The 18,379-nt window shown below is 70.6% G+C and carries 19 protein-coding genes and 1 tRNA gene; 3 read left to right on the top strand and 17 right to left on the bottom strand.

Translation table 11 applies throughout. The features are described 5' to 3' along the window. Positions 1–63: 63 nt before the first annotated feature. The 14 genes from sbcB to asnS all read right to left on the bottom strand — a co-directional run bounded on the left by sbcB (position 64) and on the right by asnS (position 13,226). Positions 64–1,545, bottom strand: coding sequence for an exodeoxyribonuclease I (gene sbcB, locus FQY64_RS01250; RefSeq protein ID WP_146471894.1), 1,482 nt, complete (start codon positions 1,543–1,545; stop codon positions 64–66). A gap of 446 nt (positions 1,546–1,991) precedes the next feature. Beyond that, positions 1,992–3,377, bottom strand: a complete 1,386-nt coding sequence (locus FQY64_RS01245; RefSeq protein WP_146471893.1) for an FAD-dependent oxidoreductase — start codon at positions 3,375–3,377, stop codon at positions 1,992–1,994. A 230-nt stretch (positions 3,378–3,607) separates the two neighbouring features. Next, a complete protein-coding gene (kynU, locus tag FQY64_RS01240) occupies positions 3,608–4,885 on the bottom strand; it encodes a kynureninase (protein WP_146471892.1) in 1,278 nt (425 codons plus the stop codon). 115 nt (positions 4,886–5,000) lie between these two features. Beyond that, entirely contained in the window at positions 5,001–6,011 is a 1,011-nt protein-coding gene (locus FQY64_RS01235) for an amidohydrolase family protein (RefSeq protein ID WP_146471891.1), read from the bottom strand. Positions 6,012–6,153: 142 nt separating this feature from the next. After that, entirely contained in the window at positions 6,154–6,366 is a 213-nt protein-coding gene (locus tag FQY64_RS01230) for a hypothetical protein (RefSeq protein ID WP_146471890.1), read from the bottom strand. 117 nt (positions 6,367–6,483) lie between these two features. Next, on the bottom strand, positions 6,484–7,014 hold the full coding sequence (locus FQY64_RS01225) for a 3-hydroxyanthranilate 3,4-dioxygenase (protein ID WP_146471889.1): 531 nt from the start codon (positions 7,012–7,014) through the stop codon (positions 6,484–6,486). A gap of 2 nt (positions 7,015–7,016) precedes the next feature. Beyond that, a complete protein-coding gene (locus FQY64_RS01220) occupies positions 7,017–7,442 on the bottom strand; it encodes a RidA family protein (RefSeq protein WP_146471888.1) in 426 nt (141 codons plus the stop codon). Further along, entirely contained in the window at positions 7,439–8,101 is a 663-nt protein-coding gene (gene can / locus FQY64_RS01215) for a carbonate dehydratase (protein ID WP_146471887.1), read from the bottom strand. Before can ends, FQY64_RS01220 begins: the two co-directional genes overlap by 4 nt. Further along, positions 8,098–9,516: an aldehyde dehydrogenase gene (locus tag FQY64_RS01210; protein ID WP_146471886.1), complete on the bottom strand. Its 1,419-nt coding sequence runs from the start codon at positions 9,514–9,516 to the stop codon at positions 8,098–8,100. The genes can and FQY64_RS01210 overlap by 4 nt, the downstream gene beginning before the upstream one ends. A gap of 199 nt (positions 9,517–9,715) precedes the next feature. Next, positions 9,716–10,501 (bottom strand): SDR family oxidoreductase, encoded by a 786-nt coding sequence (locus FQY64_RS01205; protein ID WP_146471885.1) that lies wholly within the window; start codon positions 10,499–10,501, stop codon positions 9,716–9,718. 38 nt (positions 10,502–10,539) lie between these two features. Next, positions 10,540–11,160 carry an FMN-binding negative transcriptional regulator gene (locus FQY64_RS01200; protein WP_146471884.1) on the bottom strand — a complete coding sequence of 207 codons (621 nt, stop codon included), beginning with the start codon at positions 11,158–11,160 and terminating at the stop codon, positions 10,540–10,542. Beyond that, positions 11,160–11,465 (bottom strand): hypothetical protein, encoded by a 306-nt coding sequence (locus tag FQY64_RS01195; RefSeq protein WP_146471883.1) that lies wholly within the window; start codon positions 11,463–11,465, stop codon positions 11,160–11,162. The genes FQY64_RS01200 and FQY64_RS01195 overlap by 1 nt, the downstream gene beginning before the upstream one ends. After that, the gene (locus tag FQY64_RS01190; protein WP_146471882.1) at positions 11,462–11,767 is read right to left on the bottom strand and encodes a hypothetical protein; all 306 of its coding nucleotides are present in this window, start codon (positions 11,765–11,767) and stop codon (positions 11,462–11,464) included. Before FQY64_RS01190 ends, FQY64_RS01195 begins: the two co-directional genes overlap by 4 nt. A 58-nt stretch (positions 11,768–11,825) precedes the next feature. Beyond that, entirely contained in the window at positions 11,826–13,226 is a 1,401-nt protein-coding gene (gene asnS, locus FQY64_RS01185; protein WP_146471881.1) for an asparagine--tRNA ligase, read from the bottom strand. 103 nt (positions 13,227–13,329) lie between these two features. Here asnS and FQY64_RS01180 point away from each other — a divergent pair, with 103 nt between their 5' ends. After that, a complete protein-coding gene (locus tag FQY64_RS01180; protein WP_146471880.1) occupies positions 13,330–13,671 on the top strand; it encodes a HesB/IscA family protein in 342 nt (113 codons plus the stop codon). 100 nt (positions 13,672–13,771) lie between these two features. Beyond that, positions 13,772–14,356: a glutathione S-transferase family protein gene (locus tag FQY64_RS01175; RefSeq protein ID WP_146471879.1), complete on the top strand. Its 585-nt coding sequence runs from the start codon at positions 13,772–13,774 to the stop codon at positions 14,354–14,356. A gap of 10 nt (positions 14,357–14,366) precedes the next feature. Here FQY64_RS01175 and FQY64_RS01170 read toward each other — a convergent pair whose 3' ends face one another. The 3 genes from FQY64_RS01170 to FQY64_RS01160 all read right to left on the bottom strand — a co-directional run bounded on the left by FQY64_RS01170 (position 14,367) and on the right by FQY64_RS01160 (position 16,872). Then, positions 14,367–15,254 carry a hypothetical protein gene (locus FQY64_RS01170; protein ID WP_146471878.1) on the bottom strand — a complete coding sequence of 296 codons (888 nt, stop codon included), beginning with the start codon at positions 15,252–15,254 and terminating at the stop codon, positions 14,367–14,369. Then, entirely contained in the window at positions 15,251–16,555 is a 1,305-nt protein-coding gene (locus tag FQY64_RS01165) for a glycosyltransferase family 2 protein (RefSeq protein ID WP_229814933.1), read from the bottom strand. The genes FQY64_RS01170 and FQY64_RS01165 overlap by 4 nt, the downstream gene beginning before the upstream one ends. A 240-nt stretch (positions 16,556–16,795) precedes the next feature. Further along, positions 16,796–16,872 (bottom strand) — tRNA-Pro (locus FQY64_RS01160). Between the two features lie 116 nt (positions 16,873–16,988). Here FQY64_RS01160 and hisS point away from each other — a divergent pair. Then, positions 16,989–18,374 carry a histidine--tRNA ligase gene (hisS, locus tag FQY64_RS01155; protein WP_146471876.1) on the top strand — a complete coding sequence of 462 codons (1,386 nt, stop codon included), beginning with the start codon at positions 16,989–16,991 and terminating at the stop codon, positions 18,372–18,374. Positions 18,375–18,379: the final 5 nt, after the last annotated feature.

Raw genomic sequence — 18,379 nt, 5'->3', positions numbered from 1 at the left:
AGCCGCGATACGGCGCCCGGCCTTCGCCGGGGCGACGGAATGTGGAGCCGACAGGATCCGCCTTCATCCGCGCGACTCCGTGGCCGCAACCGGCTCGCACGCCAGCCCGAGCGATCCGGCGATGCGCCGGCCCCAGGCGTCGAGCGCATCCAGCAGCGCGCGCTTGCGCGCATCGTCGGCGACCGCCTGGCGCTGTTCGGCCAGTTCGGCGCGGAAGCGGGCGAAGGTGTACTCGGCACCGGCGCCTTCGGTGGTCAGCCGTGCGCGACGGAACGCGTCCCAGCGCTCGCGCTCTTCCGGGCCCAGCGTGTGCGGCCAGTTGCGCGCGCGGTAGCGGAACAGCAGCTCCGGCAGGCGCGGGTCGCGGAAGGCGAACGGTGCGCTTCCGAGCGCCTCCGGCGGCGTGCTGCGCACCTTCGCGAACAGGGCTTTGTCGGCATCGCCGATGAAGCCGTCGTACAGCGCGCCGTCGGGATCGGCGGCCACGCGCTCGGCGCGGTCGGCGAACACGCGCCGCACCTTCTCCGCCAACTGCGGCCCGGCGTTGCGAAGACGGGCCGCGCGCGCCTCGACGGTGGCGCGGTCGATCCGCAGCCGGGCGTGGTCGGCGTCGCGCAGATGCGCCCACTCCACCAGCACCGGGCAGCGGTTGGTGTGCACTTCCTTCAGCGCGATGCGCGCTTCGCCCTCGGCGAGCTGCTCGGCGGGCGTGTAGAGGCGGGCGGCGATGGCCTCCGCATCGAGCGCCAACAGCGGCTCCGGGTCCTGCTCGAGGTCGAACACGATCACGCGGCTGTCGATGCGCGGATGGCGGGCCAGCGGCAGCACCGGCGCCGCGCACAGGCGGCTGGCGGCGAAGCGCTGCGAGACGTGCAGCACCGGGCGCATGGCGATGGTGTCCAGCAGCGATGCGCAGAAGCGCTTGTCGCGCAGCTTCAGCGCGTAGTCCCACAGCCGCGGCTGCGCCTGCCTGAGCCGGCGCGCCAGCGCGATCAGCGCGCGCACGTCGGACAACGCCTCGTGCGCCTCGCCCTCGCGCACGCCGTTGGCGTCGGCCAGATGCTCCAGCTTGAACGAGGGCGCGCCGTCCTCGCGCGTGGGCCAGACCAGCCCGTCGGGGCGCAGGGCGTGGGCGAGGCGGAACACGTCGAGCAGGTCCCAGCGGCAGTTGCCGCCGCGCCACTCGCGCTCGTACGGATCGTAGAAGTTGCGGTACAGGCCGCAGCGCACGAACTCGTCGTCGAAGCGCAGCGAGTTGTAGCCCAGCGTGCAGGTCTCCGGCCGTGCCATCGCTTCGTGGATGCGCGCGAACGCCTCGGCCTCGATCACGCCCTCCGCTTCGGCACGTTGCGGCGTAAGGCCGGTGACCAGCGTGGCGCCGGGGGAGGGCAGCAGGTCGTCGGCCGGTTTGACCAGGAAATCGATCGGCTCCTCGACCGGGTTCAGGTCGAGGTCGGTGCGGATCGCAGCGAACTGCGCGATGCGCGAGCCGCGGGGATCGGCGCCGAAGGTTTCCAGGTCGTAGAACAGGAAGCTGGCGGGCATGGGGCAAGGGTAGCGGTGGGCGGTCTCAGGAGGTGGGACGGGTGTCGGCCACGGATTGGTGTGGATGAATGCGCATCGGGGAGAGGTTGACTCGACCTTCCCGCGGCGTCGTCCCGGCGCCCTTCGTCCGAGCTCAGGATGAACGAGCCGGGCCCATTTTGCCGGCCTCGACAATGGGCGCCGTTCGCTCATCCCGAGCCTTGAGCTTGTCGAAGGGGCGAAGGACGCCGCGGCGACGAGAGTGGTTGGCAGGGAGGTTCCGACCGGGCGCATGATCCGAAAGTTGCTGGCACGCGCCTTCGGCGCGCCCCCTCACCCCGACCCTCTCCCCCAAACGGCGCACCGTTTGGGGGAGAGGGAGTGGCCGGCGACCCAGCCACATCCGACGCCCGCCTGCCAAGCACGCAATGGAGGATCCGCCTGCATCCGCGCAAATCCGTGGCTGATCAGACCCCCGCCTCCACCGGCAGCGGCGGCAGCGCACCGCGAACGGCGGCGTCGACGGCGTTCCAGTCGAGGGAATCGAGACTGTCGTGGCCGGCGGTCAGTTCGGCCAGCAGGCGGCGTTGGATCTGGCCGCGTTCGAACGCCAGCGCGTACGGCAGGCGGCGGAAGGTCACCATGCTGTAGCGGGGCATGAAGCGGTCGGGGTGCCGTTCGGCGAGCTTCAGTTCCAGCGCGCGCTGCAGCAGGTAGTCCGGATCGTCGACGCGGTCGCGCATCTCGAGGTAGTTCTCCAGCGCCATGCGCTGGATCGCGCGCGAGTTCGGCAGGCGTTCGGCCTGGAAATCGGCGAACGCTCGCGCGCGGTCGGTGGTGCGGTCGAGATGTTCGGCCAGCGCCACGCAATCTTCGAACGCGCAGTTCATGCCCTGGCCGTGGAACGGCACCATCGCGTGCGCGGCGTCGCCCAGCAACACGGCACGCTCGTCGAGGAACCAGCGGTCGAGGTAGAGCGTGGCGAGCAGGCCGGTGGGGTTGTGTTCCCAGTCGTGCTCCAGGCGTGGGATCAACGGCAGCGCGTCCGGGAAGTCGCGCGCGAACAGGGCGCGGGCGTCGGCGCCGGTGCGTACCGAGGCGAACGAAGGGCCGCCCTTTTCGGGATCGTCCGCGTTGGGCAGGAACACGGTGACGGTGAAGGTGCGTTCGTCGTTCGGCAGCGCGATGCACATGTAGCGCCCGCGCGGCCAGATGTGCAGCGCGTTGGGTTCGATGCGGAAGCCGCCGTCCTCCGCCGGCGGGATCTCCAGCTCCTTGTAGGAGTGGCCGAGGAACTCGGTGCGTTCGCCGAGCTCGACGTGCGGCTTCATCGCCGCACGCAGCGCCGAGCCCGCGCCGTCGGCGCCGACCAGCGAGACGAACGACACCGCCTCGGCGCTGCCGTCGCGGTCGTTCGCGAAGCGGGCGGTGCGCGCGTCGAAGTCCACGCCGTCGAGGCGACGGTCGAAGTGCAGGCGCACGCCGGCGCGCTCGGCGATGTCGAGCAGCACGATGTTCAGCTCACCACGGTGCACCGACCAGATCACCTCGCTGTCGTCGCGGCCGTAGCGTTGGAGGTTCACCGGGCCGTCGAGCGGATGCACCATGCGGCCGCGCATCATCACCGCCTGCGCCATCACCGCGTCCAGCGCGCCGGCCAGGCGCAGGCCGTGGCGGCCGCGCTCGGCGAGCGCGAGGTTGATCGAGCGCCCGCCTTCGTAGCCGCGCAGGCGCGGATCGCCGCGCTTCTCGTACACGTCCACCTGCCAGCCGCGTTGCGCGAGCAGGGTGCCCAGCAACGCGCCGGCGAGCCCGGCGCCGATGATCGTGATGTGCTTGCCTTGCACGGTCATGGGGTTCCCTGTCGGCTGTTCTTGGCCACGGATTCTCGCGGAAGCGCGCGGATTCGGGCGGAAACGATCACGCGCCTGCGGCGCGCCCCCTCACCCCGACCCTCTCCCCCAACGGCGGTGCCGTTGGGGAGAGGGGGATGATGCCAAGCCGCGCCGCGCCTTGCTAACGGCAACGCCCAAACGATCGTCGACCCGTGTCGGTGTTCATCCGTGCGGAATCCGTGGCGGGATCACGCACCTTCCCGCCACGCCAGCACCGCTCGCGCGAAGCGGACGATGTCGAGGTGGGTGTTGTAGAGCGGCGCGGGCGAGATGCGGATGACGTCGGGCTCGCGCCAGTCGCCGAGCACGCCGTGCGTGCAGAGGTACTCGAACAACGCGCGTCCGCGTTCGCGGCCGCCGATCACGCGGATCGAGAGCTGCGCGCCGCGGCGCTCGGGCTCGGCCGGGGTGACGATCTCCAGCGTGTCGGCGAGGTGCGCGCGGATCACCGTCTCGAGGAAGCCGGTGAGTCGCAGCGACTTGGCGCGCAGCGCCGCCATGCCCGCGCGGTCGAACAGTTCCAGCGAGGCGCGCAGCGGGGCGATGGCGAGGATCGGCGGATTGCTGAGCTGCCAGCCGTCCGCGCCCGGCGTCGGCGCGAAGTTCGGACCCATGCGGAAGCGCGTCTCCGGATCGTGGCCCCACCAGCCGGCGAAACGCGGGCGGTCGGTGTGCGCGTGGCGTGCATGCACGAAGCAGCCGGCCACCGCGCCGGGACCTGCGTTCATGTACTTGTAGTGGCACCAGACGGCGAAGTCGGCACCGCTGTCGTGCAGCGCAAGATCGAGGTTGCCGACCGCGTGCGCGAGGTCGAACCCGCACAGCGCGCCCTGCGCATGCGCAAGACGCGCGATCTGGGCAAGATCGAACGCCTGTCCGGTGCGGTACTGCACGCCCGGCCACAGCACCAGCGCCAGCCGCGGGCCGTGCTCGGCGATCGCGCGCTCGAGCGCGGCCATCGAGATCGTGCCGTTCGGTTCGTCGGCTTCGACTTCGATCAGGTCGCGCGCCGGATCGAAGCCGTGGAAGCGGATCTGCGATTCCACCGCGTAGCGGTCCGACGGGAACGCGCCGGCCTCGATCAGGATCGCCGGCCGCTCGGCCGTGGGCCGGTAGAAGCTGACCATCATCAGATGCAGGTTGGCGGTCAGCGAGTTCATCGCCACCACTTCCTCCGGCTGCGCGCCGACCGTGCGCGCCAGCGCCTCGCGCACCAGCGCGTGGTAGCTCACCCACTGCGCGTGGCCGCGGAAGTGGCCTTCCACGCCTTCCAGCGCCCACTTGTCGAGCACTTCCTCGACGTAGGCGCGGGCCTTGCGTGGTTGCAGGCCGAGCGAATTGCCGACGAAGTAGGCCTGCTCGTCGGCGCCGTGCTTCGGCACCCGAAACTCGCCGCGCAGGGTGGGCAGCGGATCGGCGGCGTCGAGCGCGCGGGCGTGGTCTTCGGAAAGGAGGCTGGCGGTCATCGGTTCCGGTGCTGTAAGCCCTCCCCTTCAAGGGGAGGGTTTGGGAGGGGATGGTGTGGCCGGCGCGGGAACACCATCCCCACCCCGGCCCTCCCCTTGAAGGGGAGGGAGAACGTCAGGCGAAGCGCGACAGCGGCAGGCCGAGCCATTCGAGCGCGGTGCCGTGGAACAGGCGGGCGCGCTCGCTCGGGTCCAGCCCCAACTGGTCGATCAGGCCGCCGGGCGTCTGCTCGCCGAGCGGGAACGGGTAGTCGGTGCCCAGCATCACCTGCGATACGCCGACGGTGTCGAGCAGGTAGCGCAGCGCGCGGGCGTCGGCCACCCAGGAGTCGAAGTAGAGACGGTCGAGGTACTCGCGCGGATTGCGCGGGTTGTCGGTGGCGACCAGGTCCGGGCGCATGTTGAAGCCGTGCTCGATGCGGCCGATGGTGTACGGGAAGCTGCCGCCGCCGTGCGCCATGCAGACGCGCAGGTTCGGCAGGCGTTCGAGCACGCCGCCGAAGATCAGGCAGCAGGCGGCGCGCGACTGCTCGGCGGGCATGCCCACCAGCCAGGGGAGCCAGTACTTCGGCATCGAAGCCGCGCCCATCATGTCCCACGGGTGCACCAGGATCGCCGCGCCCAGTTCGGCGGCGGCCTGGAAGAACTCGAACAGCTCCGGGGCGTCGAGGTTCCAGTCGTTGACGTGGGAGCCGATCTGCACGCCCTGCAGGCCGAGCTGATCCATGCAGCGTTCCAGCTCCTGGATCGCCAGCCGCGGCGACTGCAACGGCACCGTGCCGATTCCGGCGAAGTGGCGCGGGTAGGCGCGCACCGCCTCGGCCATGTGGTCGTTGAGCGCCTGGTGCAGTTCCAGCGCGTGATGCGGCTTGGCCCAGTAGCTGAACATCACCGGCACCGTGGACAGCACCTGCACCTGCACGCCGAAGCGCGCGTACTCCTCGACGCGTTCGGCCGGATCCCAGGTGTTGGAGCGGATCTCGCGGAAGAACTTGCCGTCCTTGTAGATACGGTGACGGCCGTCGTCGGTGTGGTGGATGACCGGGAAGCGCGGATCGCCGTACTTGCGGGCGAGGTCGGGCCAGTCGCGCGGCAGGTAGTGGGCGTGGACGTCGATCTTCAGCACGGGCGGGGTGCGGTCCGACAGGCGAAGCCGGCATTGTCGCCGAATCCCCCGGCGTGCGGCGCGGGCACGAAAAAGGCGCCCGCAGGCGCCCTGGAATCACGGTGCCCGGCCGGGCGGCATCCTGCCGCCCGGCCACCGCCGGTCAGCGGGCTGCGCCGTAGGCAGTCAGCCGCGACTGACCTGAATTGAGGTCCTCCCAGGCCATGCCGACCACGACCTGCACGTCGCGCCAGCCGCCGTCCGGATCGCGCTGGGCCTGCACGCCGCAGGTGCCCTGGCCGTCGATGACGGTCGCTGCGCCGTAGGTCTCGCCGGCAGCCATCGGCAACACGTCGTAAGGGGTGGGGTACATCATGGCGGGCGCGTCCTCGGGAAATTCGAGCGCATTCTTGCCGCCAGGATGTGCAAAACCCGTGGAGATTCCGCTTCGCGCGTGTGACGGCGCGCGAAAGTCCGCACGGGCATGAATGGTTCAGCGCGCGGCCTCGTCGTAGCGCGCCGGGGCCGGATGCAGCTCGCCGCACTGCCGGCAGGTGCGAAGCGCGCGCGAGCGGTAGAAGCGGTCGAACACCGGCGGGAAATCGCGCTCGATGTCTTGCAGCTCGAAGAACTCCTCGTACAGCCTGGCGTTGCACCGCGGACAGAACCACATCAGCCCGTCGCGCTCGCCGGGCATGCGCCTGCGCTCGATCACCAGCCCCACCGACCCCGCCATCCGCTGCGGCGAATGCGGCACCCGCGGCGGCAGCAGGAAGGTCTCGCCGGCGCGGATCGGGATGTCGCGCACGCGGCCGTCTTCCTGGATCCGTAACACCATCTCGCCCTCGAGCTGGTAGAACCATTCGGGGCCTTCGTCGACGTGGTAATCGGTGCGCTGGTTCGGCCCGCCCACCGCCATCACGATGAAGTCGCCGTCGTACAGGCATTTGTTGCCCACCGGCGGCTTCAGCAGGTGGCGGTGCGCGTCGATCCACGCCTTGAGGTCGAGCGGGGCGGGCAGCATGGTCAGCTCCTCACGAGGGCGATGCACTTCAGTTCTATCGCGATCGGCGTCGGCAACGCGGTGATGCCCAGCGTGGTGCGGCAGGGCGCGGTGGCCGGGTCGGGGAAGTACTCGGCCCACACCGCGTTGTAGGCGTCGAAATCGCGCCGCATGTCGGTGAGGTAGACGGTGACGTCCAGCAGATCTTCCCATCGCGCGCCGCTGGCCTCGAGCACGCGGCGCACGTTGGCGAACACCGAATGGCACTGGGCAACGATGTCCTGTCGCACCAGGCGGCCGTCGGCGTCGTACTCGTTGCCCGGCACCGCGTCGGTGGTCGGATCGCGCGGGCCGATCCCGGACAGGAACAGCAGATTCCCGGCGCGCCGCGCGTGAGGGTAGCGGCCGACCGGGCGAGGCGCGGCGTCGGCGCGGATCGCCTCGCTCATCGGTCGGTCCGGTCGGCGCGGATGCGCGCGAGGGCCGCGGCGTACTGTTCGGCGAGCCTGTCCGGGCCGTCGACGTCCAGGCCCAGGTCGTGCACGCGGCCGTCCTTCAGGCCGTACACCCAGCCGTGCACGGTCAGCTCCTGCCCGCGCGCCCAGGCGTCCAGCACGATGGTGGTCTGGGCGACGTTGACCACCTGCTCCAGCACGTTGAGCTCGCACAGCCGGTCGTGCTGCAGGTCAACGTCGCCGGCGGCGTGCAGGCAACCGTCGTGCTTCTCGGCCACGTCGCGCACGTGGCGGATCCAGTTGTCCACCAGGCCCAGCCGCTGCTGCGTCAGCGCCGCACGGACGCCGCCGCAGCCGTAGTGGCCGACCACCAGGATGTGCTTGACCTTCAGCACGTCCACCGCGAACTGGATCACCGACAGGCAGTTGAGGTCGGTGTGCACCACCACGTTGGCGATGTTGCGATGGACGAACACCTCGCCGGGCGCCATGTCGATGATCTGGTTGGCGGGCACGCGCGAGTCGGAGCAGCCGATCCACAGGTACTCGGGCGACTGCTGGCGCGACAGGCGCAGGAAGAATTCCGGATCCTCGCGGTGGATCCGTTCGGACCATTCGCGGTTGTTCTCGATCAGATGGTCGATCTTGCTCATTGCAGGGCGATTCCCACGTTCTTGGGTTCGGTGAAGAAGCGCATGGCCTCGAAGCCGCCTTCGCGGCCGAGACCGGACTGGCCGACGCCGCCGAACGGCGTGCGCAGATCGCGCATCAGCCAGGTGTTGATCCAGACCATGCCGACGCGCAGACGCGCGGCGAGGCGGTGGGCGCGGTCGAGGTCGCGCGTCCAGATGGAGGCGGCGAGTCCGTAGTCGCCGCAGTTGGCCAGCCGCAGCGCCTCATCCTCGTCGTCGAACGGCTGCAGGGTGAGGACCGGGCCGAAGATCTCCTCGCGGTTGGTGGTGCAGTCCGGGCCGAGGCCCTCGATCACGGTCGGCGCCACGTACCAGCCCGCGCGGTCGAGCGCATGGCCGCCGCACAGCACGCGGCCGCCTTCGGCGCGCGCGCGTTCGATCGCGGCGACGACCTTGTCGAAATGCGCCTGCGACACCAGCGGGCCGAGCCGCGTGGCCTCGTCGAGCGGATCGCCGACCGTGAGCGCGCTCGCCCGTTCGACCAGCGCATCGCGCAGCGCCGGGTAGATCGAGCGCTCCACCAGCATCCGCGAGCCGCACAGGCAGATCTGGCCGGCGTTCTGGAACGCCGAGCGCACCAGCGTGTCGAGGTTCGCACGCCAGTCGCTGTCGGCGAACACCAGGGTGGGATTCTTGCCACCCAGCTCGAGCGAGAGCTTCTTGAGCATCGGCGCCGCAAGCCCGGCGATGCGGCGGCCGACCGCCGTGCTGCCGGTGAACGAGATCGCGCGCACTGCCGGGTGCGTCACCAGCGGCTCGCCGACCTCCGGCCCAAGGCCGTGGACGATGTTGAGCACGCCGGCCGGGAAGCCGATCTCCGCCGCCAGTTCGCCCAGCATCGTCGCGGTGAGCGGCGTGACCTCCGAGGGCTTCGCCACCACCGCGTTGCCGGCCGCCAGCGCCGGCGCGATCTTCCAGGTGAACAGGTACAGCGGCAGGTTCCACGGCGAGATCGTCGCCACCACGCCGAGCGGCGGGCGCAGCGTGTAGTTGAGGCCCGCCTCACCGTGGTGCGACTCGCTCGCGAACTGGGTGGTGGCGTGGGCGAAGAAGCGCAGGTTGCTGATGGCGCGCGGGATCTCGACCTCGCGCGCCAGCCGGATCGGCTTGCCGCCGTCGCGCGCCTCGGCGCGGGCGAAGTCCTCCAGTCGCGCCTCCAGCGCATCCGCCAGGCGCTCCAGCCAGCGCGCACGCTGGCTGTTGGGCAGCGCCGCCCACTCCGGAAACGCGCGCGTGGCCGCGGCGACGGCCGCTTCGACCGTGTCCGCATCGCCGCGCGCCACCTCCGCGAACGGCCGCGCGGTGGCCGGCTCGTGGACTTCGAGCCAGCGGCCGGAGGCAGCGGGGTTGCCGTCGATCCAGTGGGTCAGGCGCATCCATTCAGGGTACCGGAGCGCGCGGCGGGATGCGCGGTGGGGCGGGCGGAAGCGGCGTGGCGGGCGTCAGTCAGGCGCAGTCGGTGTGCCGTCGCATCCTCGGGATAAATGGGCCCCGGCTGGTCATCCCGGCGCAAGCCGGGATCCATTTGCGGCGTCGAACGATCGGATCCCGGCCTTCGCCGGGTCGACGGGCTCGCTAGATCGACTGCATCCGCCCGCCATCCACCGGCAGGCTCACGCCGTTGACGTAGGCGGCGGCGGGCGAGCAGAGGAACGCCACCACCGCGGCGATCTCCTGCGGCTGGGCGAAGCGACGCGCCGGCACGCTGGCGCGCATCGCCTCGGCCACCGCCTGGACGTCCTGGCCGCTGGCGCGCGCGCGGTCGTCGATGATCTGCTCCAGCCGGCGCGTCTGCGTGTAGCCGGGCAGCACGTTGTTGACGGTGATGCCGTCGGCGGCGAGTTCCCGCGAAAGCGTCTTGGCCCAGCTCGCCACCGCGCCGCGCACGGTGTTGGACACGCCGAGGTTGGGGATCGGTTCGCGCACCGAGGTGGAGACGATGTTGACGACCCGACCCCACGCGGCCGAGCGCATGCCCGGCAGCACGCTCTGCAGCAGGGTGTGGTTGGCGATCAGATGGCGGTTGAACGCATCGAGGTAGGCGGCCGCGGTGGCCGTCGACGCCGGGCCGCCCGGCGGGCCGCCGGTGTTGTTGACCAGGATGTGCACCGGCCGCGCGGCCGCCAGCGCTTCCACCGACGCCCTGAGCGCGTCGGTCGCGGCGACGTCGGCCGCCAGCCAGCCGTGCCGCTGCGCGCCGTGGCGCGGCAGACCGTCAGCCACCTCGGCCAGCGCGTCGGCGCGGCGCGCGAGGACGGTGACGTCGGCGCCCATCAGCGCCAGTTCGTGCGCGACCGCGCGGCCGATGCCCTCGGAAGCGCCGCACACGAGCGCATGCCGGCCGGTGAGATCGAGGTCCATGGGTCCAGTCCGAAGTGAGGGAGAGGATGCCGCGCCGCTCAGGCGCCGCGCTCGCGTTCGCGCATCAGCGCGGCGACCTCGGCGGCTTCGCCACCGAGCGCTTGCAGCCGTTCGGCCACGGCGCGACGGTTCGGCTCGGGATGATTCTGGCTCAGCTTGAACTTCAGCTCCGCGCGTTCCACCTGCAGACGGAAGCCGACGATGCCGCGAAGCTGCCGGCGCTCCTCCTCGCGCCCGAAGTCGAAGCGCCAGTCGCCGCCGACGCGCGCCTCGTAATGCGCGCTCAGCGCATCCACCAGTGCGGCGAGCGCGGCCTCCTCGCGGAACGTCTCCAGCGTGCCGTGCAGGTGGGCGACCGCGTAGTTCCAGGTCGGCACGCGCGCGGCCGGCTGTTTGTCCGGGTACCAGCCCGCCGAGACGTAGGCGTGCGGGCCGTGGACGACGGCCACCGCCGGGCCGGCGTGGGCGGCCTGGGGATTGGCCGCGGCCCAGTGGCCCTGCAGATCGATGCGCTGGCCGTCGCGCCGGTACAGCACCGGCAGGTGCGCGATCTCGGGCGCACCGTCGCGCACGGTGATCAGGGTGACGAAGGCGTCGCGGTCGAACAGCGCATCGAGCGCGGCGAGGTCGGTTTCGGCGAAGGCGCGCGGCAGGTACATCAGTGCTTCGCCGGCAGCTTCCAGATCATCAGCTCGCGCAGCGCCGCATCGTCGTCCGCGCGCGGCGGCACCAGTTCGTCGAGCGCGAAGCCGCGCGCGGCGGCGTCGTCCTCGTCCATGCCGTCGAGCTCGACGTACTCGGCGTCCATCAGCGCCGCGCGCGCGGTGTCCTCGCTTTCGAACGGCAGCGTGTTGCCGTCGCTGTCGAACACCTCCGCGGTGCCGGCCTCGAGCACGCGCAGGCGCGCCCAGACCACGGTGCGGCCGAGGGTGGCAAGCCACCACTGTTCGCGGGCGTCGTTCATGGCATCAGCTCCGATAGCAGCCACAGCGCGCCGGAGGCGGCGAGGCTGGTGAGGATCACCAGCAGCGACACCTTCGCCGGGGTCGCCAGGCCATCCAGGTTGCGGTCGCCGGCCGCCCGGTAGCCGCCGCGCAGCAGCCAGCCGAGCGCGGCCGGATGCAGGAACGCGGCCGGCCCCAGTTCGCTGCGCAGGGCGGGGTGGCGGTCGCGCAGGTGCACCAGCGCCAGCGGCCAGAAGATCACGAACGCGGTGGCGCCGCCGACCGCGACGCCGACCAGCGCGAGCGCGAGGAACAGCATCATGGCCGCCTCCTGCGTGCCGCTGCCGCGGCAATGCCGTCGGACGTGCGCATGGCCGGCCTCAGAACTCCGCCTGGCCGGGCGCGCGCGGGTAGGGGATCGCGTCGCGGATGTTGGCCAGCCCGCATACGTACACGATCAGCCGCTCGAAGCCGAGACCGAAGCCGGCGTGCGGCACCGTGCCGTAGCGGCGGAAATCGCGGTACCACTGATAGTGCGCGGGATCGAGCCCGAACTGCGCCATGCGCGCATCGAGCACGTCCAGCCGCTCCTCGCGCTGGCTGCCGCCGATGATCTCGCCGATGCCCGGCGCCAGCACGTCCATCGCCGCGACGGTCTTGCCGTCGTCGTTGAGGCGCATGTAGAACGCCTTGATCCGCTCGGGGTAGTTGACGACCACCACCGGGCGGCCGACGTGCACCTCGGTCAGCCAGCGCTCGTGCTCGGTCTGCAGGTCCAGCCCCCATTCGACCGGGAAATCGAACTTCTGACCGGAGTTCCGCAGCAGCCGGATCGCCTCGCTGTAATCGATGCGTTCGAACGGCGCGTTGACGAACGCCTCCAGCCGGCTGACCGCATCCTTCTGCACGCGCTCGGCGATGAAGGCCATGTCGTCGGCGCGCTCTTCCAGCACCGCGCGGAACAGGTACTTCAGGAAGTCCTCGGCCAGCAGCGCGTCGTCGTCGAGATCGGCGAAGGCGATCTCCGGCTCGATCATCCAGAACTCGGCCAGATGGCGCGTGGTGTGGCTGTTCTCGGCGCGGAAGGTCGGGCCGAAGGTGTAGACCTTGCTCAGCGCCAGGCAGTAGCCCTCGACGTTGAGCTGGCCGGAGACGGTCAGGAACGCTTCCTTGCCGAAGAAATCGCGCGAGAAGTCGACCTCGCCGTCGGCGGTGCGCGGCAGGTTCATCAGGTCGAGCGTGGAGACGCGGAACATCTGCCCGGCGCCTTCGGCATCGGAGGTGGTGATGATCGGCGTGTTGACCCAGAAGAACCCGCGCTCGTGGAAGAAACGATGCACCGCCTGGGCCAGGCAGTGCCGGATCCGCGTGACGGCGCCGAACAGGTTGGTGCGCGGGCGCAGGTGGGCGTACTCGCGCAAGTATTCCAGCGTGTGCTGCTTGGGCTGCATCGGGTAGGTCAGCGGGTCCTCGACCCAGCCGACGACCTCGACCGACGAGGCCTGGATCTCGAACGACTGGCCCTGGCCCGGCGACGGCACCAGACGGCCGCTGGCGATCACCGAGCAGCCGGTGGTGAGATGCCTGACCTCGCTTTCGTAGTTCGGCAGATCGGCCGGCGCGACCACCTGGATCGGCGCGAAGCACGAACCGTCGCTGACGTTGACGAAGCTCACGCCTGCCTTGGAGTCGCGCCGGGTGCGCACCCAGCCGCGCACCGTCACCTCACCGCCGACGGGCACCTGTCCCGCCAGCGCCTGCTGCACGCTGACCACCGTCATGCCTTGAATCCTGGCCGTCTGGACCGATATCGGGAATGCGGCAGTTTACCGGACGCGTCCGCCGCCGCGCCTATACTTGATCCCCCCGCCGAGTTCCGCATCCATGGCCGTCACCCTCGCTCCCGCCGCGCTTGCCCGTGTCCAGCACTACGTCCGCGAGACGCCGGGCGCGCTGGGGTTGCGCTTCGGAGTCAAGCGCGCCGGCTGTTCCGGCTGGCAGCACTTCGCCGACCTGGCGCGCGAGCAGGCGGCCGACGACACCGTGTTCGAGCAGGACGGCGTGCGGATCCTCGTCGACGCCGCGAGTCTGCCGCTGGTGGACGGCACGGAGATCGACTTCGTGAAGCAGGGTCTCGGCGAGGCGTTCGTGTTCCGCAACCCCAACGTCAAGGCGGAATGCGGCTGCGGCGAGAGCTTCACCACCGAGGCCGAGCGCGCGGCGTAGCCGTGGCGGCAGGCCAACACAGCGTTCCATCGATCGGGCTGGACCGGTACCTGCGGCCGGGCTGGAGTGAACCGTCTCCTTTGCCGGCTGCACGTGCGCCATGACCCTGCGACTGATCTGCACGCCCCGGTCCCACTTCTCGCGCAAGGTGCGGCTGTTGCTCGACGCGCTCGGCGAGCCGATCGAACTGCTCGATGCCGGCAACGTCGCCGACGACGACGCGCGCGCGTTCGGCCCCCATCCGCTGATGAAGGTGCCGACGCTGCTGGACGGCGCGCGCGCGGTGTTCGAGTCCGATCACATCGCCGCCCACGTGGCGCGCACGCGCGATCCGGCCGACCGCTTCGAGGTGCTGACCACGGACGCGGACGTGCTCAACGCGCGCGCGGTCCTCAACGGCATCATGGCCACCGAGGTCGAGCTCGTCCTCGCCGCGCGCACCGGCCTGGACACCGGGCACCGCCGCTTCGGCAAGATGCGCGCCGCGATCGGGCAGGGGCTCGACTGGCTGGAGACGCATCACGCCGTCTTCGGCGAGCGGCCGACGTACCTGGGGTTCCATCTGTTGGCGATGTGGGACCACCTGGCGTTCTACGACCTGGTGCCCCTCCGCCAGCCGCGCCTGCGCGCGATCGCGACGGCGCTGGCGGCCCTGCCGTACGCGGCGCGGTCGAAGCCGGTCTGACCGCGCCGGCTCAGAACGTCCGCAGCGCCTGCAGGGTGAGCTGGCGGTAGCCGTACTGGGCGCCGGCCACCGTCGGCGTGTCGCTGTAGGTGAAGCCGGCGCGGAGGTACCAGTCGCGGCCGCGGCGCGGGCTCTGCACGAGGAACTCGGCCAGCCGCGAACGGCGCGCGTCGGAACCGGAATCCTGTTGGCGGCCCCAGCCGACCGCGCCCTGATAGACCCAGCCGCCGCGCGAGCGCCGGATCTGCAGCGTCGGCAGCGCTTCCGCGTACCAGCGCGGCGAGTAGTAGTCGAACTCGCCCGGCGCGGTGCTGTGCGCGTAGCGCACCCGCAACTGCGCGCTCAGGCCCCAGTCGGGCTGCAGCACCGCGATGTAGCGGGCGCGCAGGTGGTAGCGCCGGTTCTCGCCGGTGAAGTCCTGCACGCCGAGCATCGCGGTGATGAGCTGGCGCTCGTCGATCGGCAGATCCCACGCGCCGCCGACGAAGGTGTAGTGGATGCCGCGCGTGAGGCCCTGTTGGGTCTCGATCACCTCGCGCTCGACGAAGTACTCCTGGCGGAAACGCTCCTCGGTGTAGAGGCTGGCGGCGCCCAGCCAGGTATCGCCGTCGGTGCCCAGCGCGCCGTTCCATTTCCAGCGCTCGCCGACGTCCGCGAACCGCAGATACAGCCGATCGTCCCGCACGCGGCCGCCGGTGGCGGGGCGGAACTCGGCGCGCTCGAACCTGAGGCCGCGGTAGCGCTCGATGTCGTCGAAGCGCATGTCCCAGGTGAGCGACGCGCGCGTGACCTCGGTGCCGTCGGTGTCGCGCGAGGCGAACGTATCGGTGCCCACCGCCTGTCCGGCCTGCGCCGCCAGCGGGAGCATCAGCGCGATGGACAGACCGACGCGTGTCATTTGGTGCCCCAGCGTTTGCGCAGCCCGAGCAGCTCGGAGACATAGCCCCAGACGCAGACCGGCTGCAGGATCATCGAGTAGGCCAGCACGTAGAACGAAAAGCCCCCGTAGTTGCGGCGCACGCGCAGCGCCTGCGCGCGGAACACCCGGTTCTGGACGCGGAAGATCGCCATGTTCCACAGCACCGCCAGCGGCAGCACCGCCAGCGTCAGCGGCCCGGCGATCCAGTAGTGGCCGAACAGCGCCAGCACCACCCCCGGAATGAAGGCGAAGGTGTAGACCAGATCCAGCGGCAGGAACAACAGGTTCCACCAGATGAACATCAGCGACATGCGCGGCTTCACCAGCAGCCCGGGATAGGCGCGGAACGCCTCGAACAGCCCGCGCGACCAGCGTTTGCGCTGGCGCGCGAACTGGCCCAGCCGGTCGGGCACGTTGGTGAACAGGATCGCGTCCTCGGCGTAGCCGATCCGCCAGCCGCGCGAAAGAAGCGCCCAGGACACCACGATGTCCTCGCCCACGCTTTCCGGCCAGCCGCCCACGTCCCGCAGCGCGGCGCGGTCGTAGAGCGAGAACGCGCCCTGCGCCACCAGGGTGCCGTGGTACAGGCTCTGCATGCGCTTGACCGCGGCGATGCCGTGGAAATAGTCCCACTCCTGTGCGCGGGTGAGCCAGTTGTGGCGCGAATTGCGCACCAGCACGGAGCCTGCGACCGCGCGCGTGTGCGGCGGATCGTTGTGGTAGCGCTCGACGATGTGGGTGAGCGCGTCGCGGTAGGCCCAGCTGTCGCCGTCGATGGTGACGATCAGCTCGTGCGAGGCCATCGCCAGGCCGCGGTTGAGCACGCCGGCCTTGCCGACGTTGCGCTCGCCGCGCACGACGCGGAAACGGTGACGCTCCGCGACGGTCGCGGCGGCGATCGCGCGCTCGGCGATCGCCGCGCTGTCGTCGGTCGAACCGTCGTCCAGCACCAGCACTTCCAGCGGGCCCGGATAGTCCTGCGCGAACAGGCTGGTCAGGGTGTCGCCGATGTTGGCCGCCTCGTTGTAGCAGGCCACCAGCACCGTCACCCCCGGATATTCCGCGAGCCGGCGCCGGCGCGGCCGGCGGTCGAGCAGGATCGAGCCGGCCATGAAGGCGTTCATGAAGCCCGGCACATAGGCGATGAAGGCGATCACGAACAGCGCGGGCGCCGCTCCGATCAGCTCGCCCAGATCGTGCAGCCACGCCTGCGACAGCCACACGCTGAGCGCGCACCAGGCGATCCCCAGCAGCGTGGCCGACGCGAATTTGGCGCGCACGGGGACGTAGAACCGTCGCCGGGGCGGCGGTGCGTTTCCGCCGGGGGCCCGCGTGTCCGGGCCGGGAGGCGAGGAGGTCTGAAGGAGCATTCGGGAGCTTCGTGCCCAGTGAGGCCGGGCGCGCCTCCCGTCTGCAATCCCCGTGCCCGCGCGGTCGCCGTGCGCGCGGGGGCAGGCCGCGGACGAAAGAAACGGCCGTTCCGTCGCCGGAACGGCCGTTGCTTCGACTCGCGGAACTTTTGGTCGGGGAGACAGGATTTGAACCTGCGACTTCTACGTCCCGAACGTAGCGCTCTACCAGGCTGAGCTACACCCCGACGGAGGCCGCGCATTCTAGCGAGCGCAGCCTGCGGGAGGCAAGAGGCTCGGGGGCGCGAGGCGGAGCGCGGGTTAAACTTGCCGGCCTTCGCCTTCGGCCCTGGAGCCTCCTGCTTTGATCAAGCCGCGTACCCCGCCGGGCGTGCTGGAACTGCTGCCCCCGGACCAGATCGCCTTCCAGCGCATGCTGGACGTCATCCGCCGCAACTTCGAGCGCTTCGGCTTCCTGCCGGTGGAGACGCCGGTGATGGAACTCTCCGAAGTGCTGCTGACCAAGTCGGGCGGCGAGACCGAGCGGCAGGTCTACTTCGTGCAGTCCACCGGTGCGCTGGAGAAGGGCGGCGAAGGGCGGCCGGAGCTGGCGCTGCGCTTCGACCTCACCGTGCCGCTGGCGCGCTACGTCGCCGAGCACGAGCACGAGCTGGCGTTCCCGTTCCGCCGCTACCAGATGCAGCGCGTCTACCGCGGCGAGCGCCAGCAGCGCGGCCGCTTCCGCGAGTTCTACCAGTGCGACATCGACGTGATCGGCAAGGACGCGCTCAGCATCCGCCACGATGCCGAGCTGCCGGCGGTGATCCATGCGGTGTTCTCGGAGCTCGACATCGGCGCGTTCACCATCCAGCTCAACAACCGGAAGCTGATGCGTGGCTTCTTCGAGCAGCAGGGCGTGGCCGATCCCGACCTGCAGGCGGCGGTGCTGCGCGAGGTCGACAAGCTCGACAAGCGCGGCGCCGACTACGTGCGCGAGACGCTCTCGGGCGAGGGCTTCGCGCTCGCGCCGGAGGCGGTCGCCCGCATCCTCGACTTCGTCGACGTGCGCTCGACCTCGCACGCCGACGCGATCGCGCGTCTCGAGGCGCTTGGCGACGGCAACGAGGCGCTGCGCGAAGGCGTGGCCGAGCTGCGCGAGGTTCTCGAACTGGTGCGCGCGATGGGCGTGCCGGAAAGCGCGTACGCGCTCAACTTCTCGATCGCGCGCGGGCTCGATTACTACACCGGCACCGTGTACGAGACCACGCTCGACGACTACCCGCAGATCGGCTCGATCTGCTCCGGCGGCCGCTACGACAACCTCGCCAGCCACTACACGAAGTCGAAGCTGCCCGGCGTCGGCATCTCCATCGGTCTGACCCGGCTGTTCTGGCAGTTGCGCGAGGCCGGGCTGATCCGCACCGCCGGCAGCACCGTGCAGGTGCTGGTGACGCAGATGGATGCCGCCCACCTGCCGCATTGCCTGGAGGTGGCGCGCGAGCTGCGCCATGGCGGCATCAATACCGAGACCGTGCTCGAACCGTCCAAGTTGGCGAAGCAGTTCAAGTACGCGGACCGCGCCGGCATCCGCTTCGTGGTGGTGCTGGGCGAGGACGAGCTCGCCCGCGGCACCGTCACCGTCAAGGACCTGCGCCGCAACGACCAGTTCGAAGTCGCGCGCGCCGAGCTGGTGAAGGCGCTGCGCGTGGAGCTGGCGCAGGCGGAGGCGTTGCCGGCCTGTGGCAATTGAACGAG

Origin of the sequence: Vulcaniibacterium thermophilum, assembly GCF_007923255.1 — a bacterium.
Classification (GTDB): Bacteria; Pseudomonadota; Gammaproteobacteria; order Xanthomonadales; family Xanthomonadaceae; genus Lysobacter_F; species Lysobacter_F thermophilum.
Note: the sequence above shows the minus strand (reverse complement) of the source record. Positions and strands in the feature narration are given on the sequence as shown.

Bases quoted from the DNA above. Each gene is read 5' to 3' on its own strand.
- FQY64_RS01170 (WP_146471878.1), bottom strand. From the start codon at position 15,254: ATGACACGCGTCGGTCTGTCCATCGCGCTGATGCTCCCGCTGGCGGCG.
- sbcB (WP_146471894.1), bottom strand. From the start codon at position 1,545: ATGCCCGCCAGCTTCCTGTTCTACGACCTGGAAACCTTCGGCGCCGAT.
- FQY64_RS01190 (WP_146471882.1), bottom strand. From the start codon at position 11,767: ATGATGCTGTTCCTCGCGCTCGCGCTGGTCGGCGTCGCGGTCGGCGGC.
- FQY64_RS01195 (WP_146471883.1), bottom strand. From the start codon at position 11,465: ATGAACGACGCCCGCGAACAGTGGTGGCTTGCCACCCTCGGCCGCACC.
- can (WP_146471887.1), bottom strand. From the start codon at position 8,101: ATGAGCAAGATCGACCATCTGATCGAGAACAACCGCGAATGGTCCGAA.
- kynU (WP_146471892.1), bottom strand. From the start codon at position 4,885: ATGACCGCCAGCCTCCTTTCCGAAGACCACGCCCGCGCGCTCGACGCC.
- FQY64_RS01210 (WP_146471886.1), bottom strand. From the start codon at position 9,516: ATGCGCCTGACCCACTGGATCGACGGCAACCCCGCTGCCTCCGGCCGC.
- asnS (WP_146471881.1), bottom strand. From the start codon at position 13,226: ATGACGGTGGTCAGCGTGCAGCAGGCGCTGGCGGGACAGGTGCCCGTC.
- FQY64_RS01225 (WP_146471889.1), bottom strand. From the start codon at position 7,014: ATGCTGCCCGCCCCGCTCGACCTCAAGGCGTGGATCGACGCGCACCGC.
- FQY64_RS01200 (WP_146471884.1), bottom strand. From the start codon at position 11,160: ATGTACCTGCCGCGCGCCTTCGCCGAAACCGACCTCGCCGCGCTCGAT.
- FQY64_RS01220 (WP_146471888.1), bottom strand. From the start codon at position 7,442: ATGAGCGAGGCGATCCGCGCCGACGCCGCGCCTCGCCCGGTCGGCCGC.
- FQY64_RS01230 (WP_146471890.1), bottom strand. From the start codon at position 6,366: ATGATGTACCCCACCCCTTACGACGTGTTGCCGATGGCTGCCGGCGAG.
- FQY64_RS01180 (WP_146471880.1), top strand. From the start codon at position 13,330: ATGGCCGTCACCCTCGCTCCCGCCGCGCTTGCCCGTGTCCAGCACTAC.
- FQY64_RS01245 (WP_146471893.1), bottom strand. From the start codon at position 3,377: ATGACCGTGCAAGGCAAGCACATCACGATCATCGGCGCCGGGCTCGCC.
- FQY64_RS01205 (WP_146471885.1), bottom strand. From the start codon at position 10,501: ATGGACCTCGATCTCACCGGCCGGCATGCGCTCGTGTGCGGCGCTTCC.
- FQY64_RS01175 (WP_146471879.1), top strand. From the start codon at position 13,772: ATGACCCTGCGACTGATCTGCACGCCCCGGTCCCACTTCTCGCGCAAG.